Origin of the sequence: Buchnera aphidicola (Anoecia oenotherae) (assembly GCF_005080765.1) — a bacterium.
Taxonomy (GTDB): Bacteria; Pseudomonadota; Gammaproteobacteria; order Enterobacterales; family Enterobacteriaceae; genus Buchnera_E; species Buchnera_E aphidicola_AB.
Genome location: NZ_CP033012.1, coordinates 518,689 through 536,410 on the forward strand (window position 1 = coordinate 518,689; position 17,722 = coordinate 536,410).

12 protein-coding genes and 4 tRNA genes are annotated in these 17,722 nt (G+C 22.0%); 5 read left to right on the forward strand and 11 right to left on the reverse strand.

The window, feature by feature from the left end; all coding sequences use genetic code 11:
- Window positions 1-136: 136 nt before the first annotated feature.
- The 4 genes from D9V65_RS02255 to pgi all read right to left on the reverse strand — a co-directional run bounded on the left by D9V65_RS02255 (window position 137) and on the right by pgi (window position 6,501).
- On the reverse strand, window positions 137-1,435 hold the full coding sequence (locus D9V65_RS02255; protein ID WP_158342109.1) for an adenylosuccinate synthase: 1,299 nt from the start codon (window positions 1,433-1,435) through the stop codon (window positions 137-139).
- Window positions 1,436-2,398: 963 nt separating this feature from the next.
- Window positions 2,399-3,130: a hypothetical protein gene (locus tag D9V65_RS02260; RefSeq protein WP_158342111.1), complete on the reverse strand. Its 732-nt coding sequence runs from the start codon at window positions 3,128-3,130 to the stop codon at window positions 2,399-2,401.
- A 216-nt stretch (window positions 3,131-3,346) separates the two neighbouring features.
- Window positions 3,347-4,291 carry a tRNA (adenosine(37)-N6)-dimethylallyltransferase MiaA gene (gene miaA / locus D9V65_RS02265; RefSeq protein ID WP_158342113.1) on the reverse strand — a complete coding sequence of 315 codons (945 nt, stop codon included), beginning with the start codon at window positions 4,289-4,291 and terminating at the stop codon, window positions 3,347-3,349.
- A gap of 563 nt (window positions 4,292-4,854) precedes the next feature.
- The gene (gene pgi / locus D9V65_RS02270) at window positions 4,855-6,501 is read right to left on the reverse strand and encodes a glucose-6-phosphate isomerase (protein ID WP_158342116.1); all 1,647 of its coding nucleotides are present in this window, start codon (window positions 6,499-6,501) and stop codon (window positions 4,855-4,857) included.
- Window positions 6,502-6,795: 294 nt separating this feature from the next.
- Here pgi and orn point away from each other — a divergent pair, with 294 nt between their 5' ends.
- Entirely contained in the window at window positions 6,796-7,338 is a 543-nt protein-coding gene (gene orn, locus D9V65_RS02275) for an oligoribonuclease (RefSeq protein ID WP_158342118.1), read from the forward strand.
- A gap of 122 nt (window positions 7,339-7,460) precedes the next feature.
- Window positions 7,461-7,533 (forward strand) — tRNA-Gly (locus D9V65_RS02280).
- Window positions 7,534-7,823: 290 nt separating this feature from the next.
- Here D9V65_RS02280 and rpmE read toward each other — a convergent pair.
- Complete coding sequence (rpmE, locus tag D9V65_RS02285) at window positions 7,824-8,048, reverse strand: 50S ribosomal protein L31 (RefSeq protein ID WP_158342120.1); 225 nt, start codon at window positions 8,046-8,048, stop codon at window positions 7,824-7,826.
- A gap of 633 nt (window positions 8,049-8,681) precedes the next feature.
- On the opposite strand from rpmE, the gene hslV reads away from it, so the two are divergent.
- The 3 genes from hslV to D9V65_RS02300 all read left to right on the forward strand — a co-directional run bounded on the left by hslV (window position 8,682) and on the right by D9V65_RS02300 (window position 11,800).
- Window positions 8,682-9,212: an ATP-dependent protease subunit HslV gene (gene hslV, locus D9V65_RS02290; protein ID WP_158342122.1), complete on the forward strand. Its 531-nt coding sequence runs from the start codon at window positions 8,682-8,684 to the stop codon at window positions 9,210-9,212.
- 10 nt (window positions 9,213-9,222) lie between these two features.
- Window positions 9,223-10,557 carry an HslU--HslV peptidase ATPase subunit gene (gene hslU / locus D9V65_RS02295; protein ID WP_158342125.1) on the forward strand — a complete coding sequence of 445 codons (1,335 nt, stop codon included), beginning with the start codon at window positions 9,223-9,225 and terminating at the stop codon, window positions 10,555-10,557.
- Window positions 10,558-11,047: 490 nt separating this feature from the next.
- Window positions 11,048-11,800: a ferredoxin--NADP(+) reductase gene (locus tag D9V65_RS02300; RefSeq protein ID WP_158342127.1), complete on the forward strand. Its 753-nt coding sequence runs from the start codon at window positions 11,048-11,050 to the stop codon at window positions 11,798-11,800.
- Window positions 11,801-12,327: 527 nt separating this feature from the next.
- Here the strand turns inward: D9V65_RS02300 and D9V65_RS02305 are convergent.
- From D9V65_RS02305 to rho, 6 genes are all read right to left on the reverse strand, one after another.
- Window positions 12,328-13,611, reverse strand: a complete 1,284-nt coding sequence (locus D9V65_RS02305) for a hypothetical protein (protein ID WP_158342129.1) — start codon at window positions 13,609-13,611, stop codon at window positions 12,328-12,330.
- Between the two features lie 789 nt (window positions 13,612-14,400).
- Window positions 14,401-15,228: a diaminopimelate epimerase gene (gene dapF / locus D9V65_RS02310; RefSeq protein ID WP_158342131.1), complete on the reverse strand. Its 828-nt coding sequence runs from the start codon at window positions 15,226-15,228 to the stop codon at window positions 14,401-14,403.
- A gap of 493 nt (window positions 15,229-15,721) precedes the next feature.
- A tRNA-Pro gene (locus D9V65_RS02315) sits at window positions 15,722-15,795 on the reverse strand.
- Window positions 15,796-15,861: 66 nt separating this feature from the next.
- Window positions 15,862-15,934, reverse strand: a tRNA-His gene (locus D9V65_RS02320).
- Between the two features lie 129 nt (window positions 15,935-16,063).
- Window positions 16,064-16,137, reverse strand: a tRNA-Arg gene (locus D9V65_RS02325).
- Between the two features lie 263 nt (window positions 16,138-16,400).
- The gene (rho, locus tag D9V65_RS02330; protein ID WP_158342133.1) at window positions 16,401-17,660 is read right to left on the reverse strand and encodes a transcription termination factor Rho; all 1,260 of its coding nucleotides are present in this window, start codon (window positions 17,658-17,660) and stop codon (window positions 16,401-16,403) included.
- Window positions 17,661-17,722: the final 62 nt, after the last annotated feature.

The window sequence follows — 17,722 nt, forward strand, 5'->3', positions numbered from 1 at the left end:
ATTAAACTTAAAAAATTAAGAATGAATTTATTACTTTAATGTTTAATATAAATGATTTTTAATAATAAGAAAATTGTACTTTTGTATATAAAATAACTTATGCACTAACATAAACTATTGTTTTTTTAAATGTACTTTAAAAATTTTTTTTTATAAAAATAGTATCTTCTCTTGCTGGACCAGTAGAAATTATAACTACTGGAACTTTTAATATACTTTCTATATACTTAATATAATCTTTCGCAGAATCGGGTAATAAATTCCATTCAGTTATTCCAACTGTAGATTTATTCCATCCTAAAAACTTTTTATAAATAGGTACTATATTTTTCCAATCATTTATGGAACATGGAATACTATATATTTTTTTACCTGTTTTTATATGTTTATAACCTATACAAATATTTATTACTTTTATAGTATCTAACACATCTATTTTAGTTAAACATATTCCATTCAACGAATTTAATTTTACTGCATACTTAACTAAAACTAAATCTAACCAACCTACTCTTCTTTTTCTTCCAGTGGTAGAACCAAATTCATTTCCTATTTTACATATACTATTTGCTATAGTTCCAAATTGTTCTGTTGGAAAAGGTCCATTACCTACTCGAGTAGTATATGACTTTACAATACCCAAAATATAATTTATAGCAGAAAGTCCCATTCCTGTACCCGAAAAAACAGAACCAATTGTACTATTAGAAGATGTTACATACGGATATGTTCCATGATCTATATCCAATAAAGAACCTTGAGCCCCTTCAAATATTATGTTTTTTTTCTTTTTAATCATTTTATGCAATGTACTATGTACATCTATTACTAAACTTAATAAATACTTTCTATGTTCATGTAACTCATTTATTACTGTAGTATATTCTATTTTTTTTGATTGATAAAAATTAGTTAATTGAAAATTATAATAATCTATATTTCTTTTTACATGATTTTGAAAATAGTTTATATCTTTTAAATCTCCAATTCTTAAACATCTTCTGGCTATTTTATCTTCGTAAGCAGGACCTATACCTCTACCTGTTGTTCCAATAGATTGCAAATCTAAATTTTTTTCTCGAGCTTTATCCATAGCTACATGATATTCTAATAATAACGGAATTGATTCAGATAAAAATAATCTATTTTTTACTGAAATTCCTTTTTTTTCAAGTATACTAATTTCTTTTACAAAATTACAAGGAGATAATACTACACCATTAGATATAACACATATTACATTTTTATTTAAAATACCAGAAGGAACTATATGTAATACAGTTTTTTTATTATTTAAAACAATTGAATGTCCAGCATTATGACCTCCTTGATATCGAACTACATAATCAACAAATTTAGTTAATAAATCTACGATTTTACCTTTTCCTTCATCCCCCCACTGCATTCCTAATATAACCATTCTTTTATTTTTCATTATTAAATATCCCTTACTCATAAAGATTTAAACCATTTCCGTTATTGGTAAATAGTAATTCTATATGTCATATATATATATTATTTAAAACAAAAAAATTAAATAGAATATATTTACTTATATTTTACATATAAAAAATTATATTATATAAATTAAAAATTTTATTTTAAAATATAAAATACCACTTTTTTATGTTTTTATTTTTATACAACACTAATTTTATAAAAAAAAAAAACTAAAAAGCTCTATTCTACGACAAACATTTATATATATATATATATTTAATATCTATCTAAACAATTGAGTACATATTTTTAAAATACAACTTATTATTAAAAATTAATATTATCAACACTTACTAAAAACATTAATATTATACTTAATTTAAAAAAATGTGATCTTATCATACAAATCATTTTAGATAATATTTTACTCTGTAAAAAATTAAATAATAAATTAATACATATAATTTAATAGTATTAAAAAATAAAATTATTTAATTTTTTATAGTTAACAATATACATTCATATATTAAGTTTGCATGTAAATAAGTATTTATTTAAAAAAAATAAGTTCATATACTTATCTTTAATAACAATAAAATTAGTACTTGTTCTACAACTAGTATTTTGAAAAAAAATATTTATTAACGTAAACTACTTTATTTATTAAAAGTTTAAGTTTTTATAAAATAAAACATTTATTTTTTTTAAACTCCTTATAGGACAACACTAGATCTTAGTCTAACATTTTTTAATAAATTAATCAGTCGTATTGATAAAAAGATACACTGTGTATTAGAAAAATAAAAATTTGTGTATATATATTATAAATACAATTATATGTTTCATATATGCATATATTATAATCATTAAATTTTTAAATAATTATTAATTGTAATATATTTGTATTTATACTGATATCAGTATTATTATCAATGAAAAACAATATTTGAACGATTTACTATAAAATATTTAATTCTTTGATGTAATCGTCAATTAATTTTATACTATGCACTTTTATTTCTTTTCCATGAACTCCAATACTATATAATGTTTTTTGCTTGCATATTTCATTAAAAATTTTTTTTTGAATATCAATTATCTTAGAACTTAATATGTCATCAGTTAAACATTCCGCGATTATTCTTTTAGAACAAAAGAACAAAGCTTGATTCAAATAAAAATTAATTTTTTTTTCTTTAACTAAAAGAAAATATTGAGTTGGATTAAAAATTTCATAACAAAATTCTATTTTTACTTGCACTTTACAATTATTTTTAGTTATAAGTTTGAAGGAAACAATTTTACTTTTTACATTTTTGTAATCTGTCAAATCTAATAAGCGTTCAAATTTTTTATTCCAATTGAACTCTGGTTGTATAAAATTACTAATTCTCCAAAAAAAATCTCGAGTTTTCTGATTCGAATAATAAATTAAATATAAACCAGTTAACATCCAAAAAAATAAAAAAATAAAAATAACATATGTAAATATTTTTTTAAATCTTACAAAAAAATTTTTTTTTTTCTTATTTTTATAACTTGAATAATTTAAATTTAATAAATTATTTTTTTTATCGCATTTATCTTTAATTTCTAATATTTTTTTTTCTTTACGAACATTATTATGTTCTATTTTTTCATGTCCCCATGCATCTTTTTTTATCTTATTAGAATTTTTTTTATTTGACATAACTATCTCCTCACATACTCTTTCTTGTACTAATTTTAGTATATACCGTATATATACTTTATATATAATTTAAATAATTAAAAACATGAAAGAATTTTATTTATATGCAAAAGATAGTTAATTATCAAATCTTTTATTAACTATTTTTCTTTAAAACTATATAAATTACGACAACATTATATATTTATAATTAAAATATATTTAACTTTATTTAATCTAAATATATTGTTGTTTATTTAAAACAGTTAATAATGTATCAGTAGCTAGATTTTTATTTTCAGAATCTAAATAATACAAGGATTTCCAACTACGAATCCATGTCATTTGTCTTTTTGCTAAAAAAACAGTAGCTTTCATTATTTCATGAACTAATTGATTATAATTTATTTTATTAGTTAAGTATTTATACATCTGCCTATAACCAACACAACGCATAGACGGCAAATTTTCATGAATATTTTTTTTAGATAAAATCATTTTTACTTCGTCTTCAAAACCAGATTCCAACATAGTTTGCAATCGAATTTTTATATTATTATATAAAGTATGTTTGTTTTTTGGTATTAGTGCAAATTGACATATATTATCTAAAAACTTTTCGTTAATATCCATATTATTTTCTATTAAAGAACTTTTTTTACATAAAATACTTAATTCTAATGCTCTAAATAATCTATAAGAATCATGTGGGTGAACTTTTTTTATTAACTTTGAATTTTTTTTCTTTAAAAAATTATATATATATTGTGTCCCTTTATTTTTTAAAATATTAATAATAGAATTTCTTAACTTTGTACTCTTTTTCGGACTAGATTTCAATCCATTTAATAAAACTTTATAATATAACATTGTTCCACCAACAAAAACTGGAATATTCCCCCTGTATTGTATGTTTTTTACTTCTCTTTTTGCATCATGAAAGAATTCAGCTACTGAATACGTTTCAGTAGGATCTTTTATATTTATTAACTTATGAGGTACATTTAACAATTCAAAACTAGTAGGCTTAGCAGTCCCTATATTCATATCTCTATAAATTAATCCTGAATCTACGCTAATAATTTCAATAGGAAGAATTTTTTTTAGATTTATAGCGAATGAAGTTTTTCCGCATGCTGTAGGACCCATAATAAATATTACAAACGATTTTCTGAATGTCATAACTTCTTCTATTTTAAATAGAAAATATATTCCATAAAATTTACTTAAACTATTCAAACAAATTATTTTTTATTTCAAACCTAAAAATATTAGTTTATCTTCGATAAATTTAATATTTTCATTACTTAAAAAATGATTACTACATTTTACTTTAAAAAAATTACATTTAATTACAATAATTATATACAAGTATATTTTTTATTTATTTAAATATACAAAAATGATATAACTTCAGATAATTTTCTTTTAATGTTCTATATTATAAATAATGACAATTATATATTATAAATAGTATTCATCGTATAAATAGTATCTATATGCATACTAAAACAGTATAAATTTTATATTTTAACCTGATACATCTATATAATATATATATATATGTTAAAATAACAGTATTCTTCTACATATTTTCGATACCTGTATTTATAATTTATAAAAATAAATATTGTTATAAAAAATATTATTTATAATATAAAATAACTATATTTTTATAACTATAAATTAAATGTACTATCAAAATTTAATCTATTAATTATAAATCAGAAAATTCAATAATTCAGTCATACATTATTATAAAACTTTATTAATCCATTAGTCGAACTATCAAAAGAAAGATCAAATTGATTTTTACTATCTAAACTCTTTTCAATATCATTAGCCATTTTTTTACCTAATTCAACACCCCACTGATCAAAACTATAAACATTAAATATTACTCCCTGAACAAACGTTTTATGTTCATATAAAGCAATTAATGAACCTAAGTTATATGGATCTAATATATCTAACATTATAGAATTACTAGGTTTATTTCCATCAAAGTTTTTAAAAGTTGAAAATAACTTTTTATTATTACTAATTTGTATATTACTATTTACGTCTTCTTCAAAAACATCACTACTTTCACCAAATGCTAATGCTTTTGTTTGTGCTAAAAAATTTGCTAATAATTGAATATTATGTTTTTGAAATTCATTTGTTTTATTAATAGGAATTATAAAATCACAAGGAATTAATTTCGTTCCTTGATGAAGTAATTGATAAAAAGCATGCTGGCTATTTGTACCTATTCCTCCCCATACTATAGGGCCTGTTTGCCAGGATACTTTTTTTCCCTGTTTATTTATATTTTTTCCATTAGATTCCATATTAGTTTGTTGTAAATACTCTACAAACTTATGCATATAATTATTGTATGGAAGAATAGCTTCTGTTTCTGTATTAAAAAAATTATTGTACCAAATTCCAATTAATGCCAATATAACAGGTATATTTTTTTCTAATCTTTCACTAGAAAAATGCACGTCCATGTCATAAGCTCCTTTTAAAAGACTAATAAAATTTTTATATCCAATAGCTAAGGAAATAGAAAGTCCAACAGAAGACCATAATGAATACCTCCCTCCAACCCAATTCCAAAATCTAAATATATTATTTTTTGAAATTCCGAAATTTTCAGCACATTGTACATTCGTAGTTAATGCAAAAAAATGCTTTTCTAAACTCTTTTTTATTTTTGTTTTTTTTAGAAAAATATTTTTTATTGTCATTGCATTTGTCATTGTTTCTTTCGTAGTAAAAGTTTTTGAAGAAATTAAAAAAATAGTTGTTTCAAAATTTATTTTTTTTAAAATATTTAAAATATTACAAGAATCAATATTGGATATAAAATGTATATTTAAATGATTTCTATATTGTTGTAAAGATTCTATAACCATATTTGGACCTAAATGAGATCCACCTATTCCGATGTTAACAATATCGGTAATTTTCTTATTAGTATATCCAGTCCATTTACCTTTTATAACTAAGTTTGAAAACACTTTCATTTTTTTTAAACTATTTTTTATATCTATCATTACATTTTGTCTATCTACTAAAATTGGATTATTACTCATATTACGTAATGCTATGTGCAATACTGGTTGATTCTCTGTTTTATTTATTTTCTCACCTGAAAACATATCTTTTATAGATTTTTCTAAACCCATTTCTTTAGAAAGTTGTATTAGTAATTTTATTGTATTCTTTGAAATATTATTTTTTGAAAAATCTACTAACATTTTATTATTAAATACTAGCGAAAAATTTTTAAATCTACTAGTGTCTTTTACAAAAAAATTTTTTATATGTATTTTACTTATAATCTTAAAATGATCACTTAATTCTTTCCAAGAATTAGTTTCATTTGGATTTATTGTATTCATAAAGCAAATCCTATTTAATATTTAAAATATGTAAAATGTATACCTTATACAATATATAATTCAATTCTATACTATATATTAATATATTATACTTTCTCAAGTATTTATTTTTCTATTTTAATGATTCTTAAATTAACATACTATATATTTATATTTATATAAGCAATAATAAAATTATATATAAATTCAAAAAATAACTATCTTTTAAAACAAATCATTAGTTAAATTATAATATATTATTTTTTTAATAATTTTATTCAAATATAACTATTTCTTAATTAGGAATTTTATTCCATGAACTCTAATAATTTAGTATGGATAGACTTAGAAATGACAGGTTTAAATCCAAATTTTCACAAAATTATTGAAATCGCGATTATTGTTACAGACATTCATTTAAATATTTTGTCTATAGGACCATGTATTGCTATTAATCAATCAAAAAAAACTATACATTTTATGAACTCATGGAATAGAATAACACATAAAAAAACAGGACTATTAGATAAAGTAAAAACGAGTTCATATAACGAAAAAAAAGCTGAAAAAGAAATTATTCTATTTTTAAAAAAATGGATCCCAAGAAATTCTTCTCCTCTATGCGGAAACAGTATAAATAAAGATAGACAATTTTTACTAAAATATATGAAAAGATTAGAATTATATTTTCACTACAGATCTATTGACGTTAGTACTATAAAAGAATTAATTAAAAGATGGAATCCTTATTTAAAACTGTTTAAAAAACAATCTATTCACAATGCAAAAAACGATTTATTAGAATCAATAAAAGAACTAAAATATTATAAGAAGAATTTTTTTATCAATTTTTGTTAAAATTAATTAATATAAAATTATTTTTTATATAAAAAACAACAACACCTAGAATACTTGAAAATACTATAAATTTCAGTATAATAGACATAGTTGTACTATAATAATAAATTATATTTTTACTTGCGGGAATAGCTCAGTTGGTAGAGTACAACCTTGCCAAGGTTGGGGTCGCGAGTTCGAATCTCGTTTCCCGCTAATACAAATATTATTTTTAAGTATTTTTATATATATTAATATTTAACTATATTTATCTCATTCATTATGTCTAGTAATTATTTATTATCTTATTACATCTAAATATAGATCTACTTAAATTAATCTAATAAATTAGATTAATTTATCAGAAAATATTTTAGTAATATATTTTTTATATAAAATATTTAAAAGAACGACATTATTAATATATTTATATTTATATTTATATTCATATTTATTTTAATTATTAAATATGTATTTAACTAAATTTAATAATATATAAACTTACACTATTTCTGTTTTATACTTTCTGAAAACAAAGAAAATCTTTTGTTGAATCTATCAATTCTACCTTTTTTATCTAATACTCTTTGTTTTCCTGTGTAAAATGGATGACATTTAGAACATACGTCTAAACCAATATCTATATTTATAGTAGAAAATATTTCTATTTTATTATTACAAGAACAAGTAGCTACTATTTTAGTATACTTTGGATGTATATTTTTCTTCATCGACATATTCCTTATGATAAATTTTTTTAGTTTATAATGTAAAAACTATAAAAATATAATTTATTTATTAATTTTATACTCAAAAGCAAAGTACTAATAATTAAAAATTATAATATATACTTTACCATATTCTAAAAAAAAGTTTATATTCGATACATTTTATAGTCTAGCTAAAAAATAGCTATATATATTTAATTTGCTCATTATAAATGATAAATTGTACTAATATACTATCAAATAAAACTAATCCTAGTAATATACCCATATAATAAATATTATGCGATAAAGTCATATTACTATAAAACAAAACCTTACTGCTAATATAATCTTTTCATTTTTGCATAAAACTATAAATTAAATATTAATTATTTAATTTATTTGCAATAATTGCATAGATTTTTAAAAACCTCCATACAATTTGTTAAATAACACTATAAATATAGTTAATTTTATCATACTAAATAACACCTATAAAATTATAGAGTATTATATATAATATATATATATTATATATATATATATTATATATAATATATATAATATCTTTTTTTTTAATATTTACTTTTATATAAAACTATATTTAATGGTTATAACTAAGATTTTTTTCAATTTTAAAAAAGGAATTATTTATTAATGACAACTATACTGAGTGTCCGATTAAATAAAAAAGTAGTTATTGGAGGAGATGGACAAGCTACTTTAGGGCATACTATTATGAAAAGCAATGTTAAAAAAGTAAGATCTCTTTACCATGAACAAGTATTAGCTGGTTTTGCTGGAAGTACAGCAGATGCTTTTACTCTATTTGAATTGTTTGAAAGAAAATTAGAAATATATCAAGGACAACTATTACGTGCAGCTATCGAATTAGCAAAAGATTGGAGAACTGATAAAATTCTAAGAAAATTAGAAGCACTATTAGCGGTAGCTAATAAGTGTACTTCTTTAATTATAACTGGAAATGGAGATGTAATTCAACCAGAAAATGATTTAATTGCTATTGGATCAGGAGGTTCATACGCTCAAGCTTCAGCTAGAGCTTTACTAGAAAATACTAAACTAGAAGCTATTAGTATAGTAGAAAAATCGCTTAAAATTGCTGCAAATATATGTATATACACCAATCACTCATTTACTATTAAAGAATTAAACTCAGAGAAATAAGGACTATTTTATGTCTTCAATGACTCCAATAGAAATAATTAATGAACTAAATAAATTTATTGTTGGTCAAAAAAAAGCAAAACGAGCAGTAGCTATAGCTCTAAGAAATAGATGGAGAAGAATGCAATTAAATGAAGAACTAAAATATGAAGTAACGCCTAAAAATATTTTAATGATTGGTCCGACTGGAGTTGGAAAAACAGAAATAGCAAGAAGATTAGCTAAACTAGCTAAAGCGCCTTTTATAAAAGTAGAAGCTACGAAATTTACAGAAATAGGATATGTTGGAAAAGAAGTAGATTCTATAATTAGAGACTTAACCGACGTCGCTATAAAAATAGTACGTATGCAAATTATTGAGAAAAACAAATCCCAAATATCAAAACTAGCTGAAGATAGAATATTAGAGGTTCTAATTCCTACTCCAAAAAATAAATGGGGAGAACCTGAAAATTTAAAAAAACCTGTAACTACTATTGAATCTTTTAGAAAAAAATTAAAAGAAGGAAAACTAGACGATAAAGAAATAGAAATAAATATAGCAGTAACTCCAGTAGGAGTGGAAATTATGGCTCCACCTGGAATGGAAGAGTTAACTGGACAATTACAGTCATTGTTTCAAAATGTAGGTGGACATAAAAAAAATGTACGCAAACTTAAAATAAAAGATGCTCTAAATTTATTAATTGAAGAAGAAGCTAGAAAATTAGTAAATCCAGAAAAATTAAAACAAAAAGCTATTTATGCTGTTGAACAAAATGGAATAGTTTTTATCGATGAAATTGATAAAATTTGTAGAAATAATAATAACTCCTCTGGTCCTGATATATCTAGAGAAGGAGTTCAACGTGATTTATTACCTTTAATAGAAGGATGTACTGTTTCTACAAAACATGGGATGGTTAAAACAGATCATATTTTATTCATTGCCTCTGGAGCGTTTCAAGTATGTACTCCTTCTAACTTAATCCCAGAACTACAAGGAAGATTACCTATTAGAGTCGAATTGAATGCTTTAACTATAGAAGATTTTAAAAAAATTTTAACTGAACCTAAACATTCAATTACTATGCAGTACGCAGAACTAATAAAAACGGAAAAAGTAAATGTTATTTTCACTCAAGAAGGAATATCTGCTATAGCCAAAGCTGCTTGGAAAGTTAACGAATCAATGGAAAATATAGGAGCAAGAAGATTATATACTGTTTTAGAACAATTAATGGAAGAAATTTCATTTAATGCTAGTGAAAATCAAGGTGTTACAATTACTATTGATGAAAAATACGTTAGTAAATATTTAGATAAATTAATTTATAATGAAGATCTTAGTCGATTTATTTTATAAAATTTTTATTTTTTATTACATTTAATTAAAATTATTAAATCTTTTCTGTCTCAATTTTTTTCTATGAGATAGAAAGATACATATTATTTTTTTAATCACCATTATTTAAATAATTTAAAATATTTATTATGTAATATATTTAAATCAACAAAATTTATAAATGTTTTTTAAATAGACAATATGTTTTATCTACATATGCTAAATATGTTATGTACATATATTTTTCTATCTTTTTAAAATTAATTAAACACTATTTGTCTTTATAAACAATACAATAAAATACCGTTCTAAATAATAACATATATTTATATGTATAAATTAATTTATGATTTATAAATAGCAAAAATCTAATAAAATATAAATATGTATTAAAAATATTTTTTTGCAAAAATATAAATTTTTAATAAAAATATAAAAAATATTGATTCATTTTATTAAAAATAATCAAATACTATCTATCTAAAAAACACAAAGATCAGGATATAAAAATATGTCAATCTGGACAACTGCTAAAATTATACGAATTAAAAAATGGACAGATCAATTATTTACTGTTTTTATGACTGCAAAAATAGACAATTTTATTGCAGGACAATTTTCTAAAATTTCTATTTTAACAGGCAACACAAAAAGAATACAAAGAGCTTATTCTTACGTTAATCCTCCAAATAATAATATATTAGAATTTTATATATCCCGTATTTCAGAAGGATGTTTAAGCCCAACTTTATATTCTTTAAAACCTAAAGATAAAGTTTTTATTACTAAAAAATCATTCGGATGTTTTACGCTAAATAATATTTCTAGTTGTAAAATATTATGGATGATAGCTACAGGAACTGCAATAGGACCATATTTATCAATATTACAACAAAAAAATGAAGAGATAAAAAAATTTAAACATATAATACTAATTCATGCAGTTCGATACTCACAAGACCTAACATATTCAAGTACTATACAAAAATTAGAAAAAATATACTATGGAAAACTAATTTTTAAAAGCATTGTAAGCAGAGAAAAAACAAAAGCATCTCTTTTTGGTCGAATACCAAATCTACTCATAAATCAACAATTAGAAAAATCAGTGAACTATTTCATTTCTCCTCATACATCTCATGTAATGTTATGTGGAAATCCTAATATGGTAAAAGAAACATGCGATGTTCTTCAAAAGAATTATAAAATGAAAAAAAACTTTAAAAAAAACCATGGAAATATTAGTAGCGAAAACTATTGGTAAAAATAAAAATATATATAAAATTTTTTAAATAGTTAAACAATTAAATATATTTAAACCATAATTTTAGTTGTTCAATTAATATTTAAATACAAAAATGCTATTATGCTTCTTGAAAATATTTTAAATTTTGCATTCAAAATACAACAATATATACAATACTAATAAAAATAGTGTTTTATATATGAAATTTATAAAAAAAAATTATGTGTAATTCGCTTTATTAAGTACAATTAAAATCAAATTTATATAAAATGTATTTATATATGTATTGTCAATCAATACGATAAAAATCGATGTTTTTCTATTTTTTATAAGTATATCTAAATTAGATGGAATCAAAAAATATTATTTATAATAGAACTTTAAATTTATTAAAATAATTAATCAATCATTTATTTTAATAAATTAAATTCATTAAAAACAAATTTTACTATAATAAATAGTAAAATTTGTTTTTACATTTTTTTAAATAGAATTAAAATAATTAATAATTGTAAATTTTTTTAATGTTTTTCAATAAATTACTTTTACTGTACTAAAATTTGATATTCTATATCCGATATACGGTTTCGATCAAAAGTAACAATTGTTCTCACACCGAACATATTTTTTTCAGAACTACCTTGTTTTTCTAACTTATTTGACTGAATAATTTTAGTAGCTATTACTTGATGCTCATTGTTCTCTGATTTGATAAATTCATAACGGTAAATAGGATCTTGATTTTCATAACTATGAACTTGTGGATAGTTTTCTCTAATGAATTCATGAGGAACTTCAAATAACTTTTTGCTAGCAAGTACAGAAAATATTTTCTGGTCTTCTAAATCTGGTATTTTTTCTTTAAAGTCACGCATAAATTGATCTAAAGATTGGTTTTGTAATAACGAATCGTTCCATACATACTCTGATTTTTTAAACTTATTTGTAAAATTATTACTTAAATTGTTAGAGTTTTTAATCTCTTTAAATTCATCTTCTAATTCGTTTTTAACATCTTTAGTTTCTAAAAATGCAATGTCTTTAGAAAGATATGCCCAATTAATATTTGTTTGAGAATTTAATAAAGGATTTACTCGTTCTATATAAGGAAAATTTTTATCTGGAGTAATCAAACGTTCATTATCATTTTTTCCTACCGAAACAGAAGAAATAGGCATACCATAGTTATTATAACATTCCTTTTCTACTTGTTGTCCTTCATAATCTATTCCTAAAAAATCACATACTTTATTTTTAACATGTTTAAATCTATGAAATATTGGAATAATTTTTTCATTTACAGTTTCTACTACATCTTTAGAAACATTCGCAACTGTAGAATTTAATTTAGAATAATCAATATTTTTAGAAAATATAGCGTCTTCTTCTGGTTTATCAGAATCTATAGATCCTAAGTCAACAGTAACTCCCATCATTGGTAAGCTACCAAACATACGAGTAAAAAAATTTTTATCTGTATCTTTTAATTCTGCTGAATTATTTGAAAAAAAAAGTTTTGGAATTAAAGAAGAAAAAGAAAAAAAATTTAAATTATCAATTGCAATAAATTTATTATTATCTACATTATCTACACGTTCAATACGAGAAGAATCTGAATCTTGATTTACTCCATTGTTATCACTAGAAATATACTCTCCTTCACTAGTTGTAGGATCATATAAAATTACTGAAGTTGCATTTAGATTTTTACCATCATTTATATCGTTATTACTGTTATTTAAATTTTTAATAAGTGTAGTTAAATTGTTTTCTTGTATATCATTTTTAATAGTAGAACTGTTTGAATTAACTAATTCAATATTTGACATAATTCTACGTCCTCTTCAAATGTTTTACTTTCGTAATTTCTAATGAATCATATGTAATCAAGATTAACGGTAGTATTTTTTTTAAAATTAAACCATACATTCAATAAATCGTTTATATTATTCATTGCTAATCAAGCATAATTTTACTTACTAAAATATATTAAGAAAATAAACATATTTATATGTTATGTAATAATAGTATTTATTACTACATTTAAATATTATATTAAGTATATAATACATTATACTTAAAAATTTTTACATACAAATAAAAATTTATATTTATATATAACTATTTTTTATATATTAAATACGTTCAATATTATTAAAAATAAATATTATATTTTTTATTAAAAATACTTCTGTGAATTTAAATAATATAACTATATATATGTAACTGAAAACATATCGAATTATATTCGACATTAAAAAATTAAAAATAAAAGTACATAAATTATTTGTATATACCAAATATTTTTTAATTGTTCTTTACTATTTAAAATACTAACATTTTGTTGTTTACTTGAATATACAAATTTTAAACAAAAATTATTATTACAGATAATTTTTTTACTACTAATATTTAATTACTAGTCAGTATCGTTACTTATTGTATATTTATGACTTATTTCAAATAAACAAAATATTTCTTCATTATTATATATAAGTATTTTAAATATATAAATATATTAAATGTCAATATGTTTTGATATAAATTTTAAAAAAATAAATCTATAATTATTTTATTATTATTTTTATTTCAAAAAAAATATGTTTAAAATATAAAATTTACTTTTTTAAGAAAAAAATACCATCATAAACATGAGTAGCTAAACCTATCATATATATATAATTATTTTTTCCTTTCCATTTAACATATAAAAAACCTCCAGGCAAATTCACTTTTATTTTTTTTTCATTTGACAATAGCCTTTTACTAATTAATATAACTACAGAAGCACAAGCTCCACTACCGCATGCTCTCGTCTCTTTATTTACTCCTCTTTCATATACTCTTAATTTGATTTCATAAAAATTAATTACTTCTACAAAACTAACATTTACTCCCTTTGGAAAAATACTATATGTTTGTAGAAAATTACCTATTCGAACAATATCTATTTTTTCAATATTTTTACAAATAATAACACAATGAGGATTTCCTAACGATACAACACTAAAGATTATATTTGTATTTTCAAAAATAACAGAATAACAATTTTCTACTACATTTTTTTTTAAACAAGGAATATCTTCTGTATTAAATAACGGAAAACCCATATTTACTTGAATTAAATTACTTTTTAAAAAAGAAACTTCTATGTTTCTAGTTAAAGTTTTTAATCGTATAATTTTTTTTTTTGTTATATTTTTAATTAACAAGAAATAAGCTAAACACCTTGCACCATTTCCACACTGTTCTACTTCTGATCCATTAGAATTAAAAATTCTATATAAAAAATCTACATTACATGTTGTAACTTTTTCTACTAATAATAGCTGATCAAAACCAACCCCTAAGTTTCTATGGGATAATTTTTTAATTAAAGAAACAGTAAATAATATATTTTGAAATCTATTATCTACCACCATAAAATCATTTCCTAACCCATGCATCTTAGAAAAAAATATTTTTTTTTATCATTCATAATTTTAACTCTAATTAAAACCTATTCAATAAGTACATCTACTATGCTAAGATTATATCTTATATCATAAATTTGAAAATGATAAATATATACGATAAAGTATCTTAATTTTATACATGCTAAATTATTAAATTTAACTTATATAAGCATTAAATATAGCTACAAAAAAAAGTGTTTAAAAAATAATCTATTAATTTTAATTACTATAAATCCGCTAAAAGATTGAACAACTAATATTTTAAAAAAAACAAAAAAATAAAACCATTAATTGTATTATTATACAATAATGATTATTGTTTTTATTTAATTTATTATTAACTTAATAAAACTAAAACATTTATATACTTAATATAAAATATACTATGTCTTAAAATAAATATTATTTTATATACATTTAAATTGTTTAAACTATTTTTACTCTTATAAAAAATTTAACTATAAAAAACTATAAATCATTTTTATCGGCGAAAGAGGATTTGAACCTCTGACCTACTGGTCCCAAACCAGTTGCGCTACCAAGCTGCGCTATTCGCCGAAAACTATACAGTTTGAAATAAAAAATTACATATATATTTAAATCTATAATTATTTTTACATTTTGGGTGATTAATGGGATTTGAACCCATGACCACTGGAATCACAATCCAGCGCTCTACCAGCTGAGCTATAATCACCAATAAAACTATTCTTCTTTATTTCTTTTTTTTTTTTTAAATTTTAAAAAAAATCATTTATATATATTATTATATACAAATTATTGAATTTGTCTAAAATAATTTTTTACTAATTTATAAAATAAAATATACGCTTATCAGGACTCGAACCTGAAACCTTTACCTTCGAAGGGTAAAGCTCTATCCAATTGAGCTATAAGCGCCTATAAATATCTATATATTAATAGATATATATGGATTTTTTAAAAATAAATATATATATTTTTTATTGTCTTAATAAGAATACATAAAAAACAAAATATTTATAAAAAAACTAAATCTAGATATTAAATTAAATTTAATGTCTTTTATTTTAAAATTTCAATATTTAATAAAATTTGTAAAATGGTATATCTATATAGTTTTTCTTTCGTATAATACTAACTACTATTTAGCACAATAAAATTGTATTATAAATATATTTTAATTAAGACCTCTTCATCATATTAAAAAATTCATCATTAGTTTTTGTCATAGCTAATTTATTAATCAAAAACTCCATTGCATCTATTTCACCCATGGGATGAATGATTTTTCTTAAAATCCACATTTTTTGTAATTCTTCTATAGTAGTTAACAATTCTTCTTTTCTGGTACCAGAACGATTGTAATCTATAGCCGGAAAAACTCTTTTTTCTGCTATTTTTCTAGATAATGGTAATTCCATATTTCCTGTTCCTTTAAATTCTTCGTATATTACTTCATCCATTTTAGAACCAGTATCTATTAACGCTGTAGCTATAATTGTCAAACTTCCACCTTCTTCAACATTTCTTGCTGCTCCAAAAAATCTTTTAGGTCTATGTAAAGCATTGGCATCTACTCCTCCAGTCAACACTTTTCCGGAAGCAGGAACTACTGTATTATATGCTCTAGCTAATCTAGTAATCGAATCCAATAAAATTATTACATCTTTTTTATGTTCAACTAATCTTTTTGCCTTTTCTATCACCATTTCAGCAACTTGAACATGTCTAGAAGCTGGTTCGTCGAAAGTAGAAGCTACTACTTCTCCTTTTACTAATCGTTGCATTTCTGTAACTTCTTCTGGACGCTCATCTATTAACAAAACCATTAGAACACACTCTGGATGATTATATGCAATACTTTGAGCTATATTTTGCAAAAGCATAGTTTTTCCAGCTTTAGGAGGAGCTACAATTAACCCACGTTGTCCTCTACCAATAGGAGAAGCTAAATCAAGTACTCTTGCTGTTAAATCTTCTGTAGATCCATTACCTCTTTCCATTCTTAATCTAGAATTAGCATGCAGCGGGGTTAAATTTTCAAATAAAATCTTACTTCTTGCGTTTTCAGGCCTATCATAATTAACTTGATTTACTTTTAATAAAGCAAAATATCTTTCACCTTCTTTTGGTGGACGTATCTTTCCTGAAATAGTATCTCCAGTACGTAAATTAAATCTTCTTATTTGACTAGGAGACACATAAATATCGTCTGGTCCAGCAAGATAAGAACTGTCTGCTGAACGTAAAAACCCAAAACCATCTTGTAAAATTTCTAAAACACCATTTCCAAATATATCTTCTCCACTTTTTGAATGTTGTTTTAATATTGAAAATATTATATCTTGCTTTCGCATACGTGCCAAATTTTCTAATCCCATAGTTTCGCCAAGAATAATTAATTCTGACACTAGTTTATTTTTCAGTTCAGTTAAATTCATATTGGTGGGTTCTTAGTAAACGTGGGATAATCCTTAAAAAAATAATGTATTAATTGAAATAA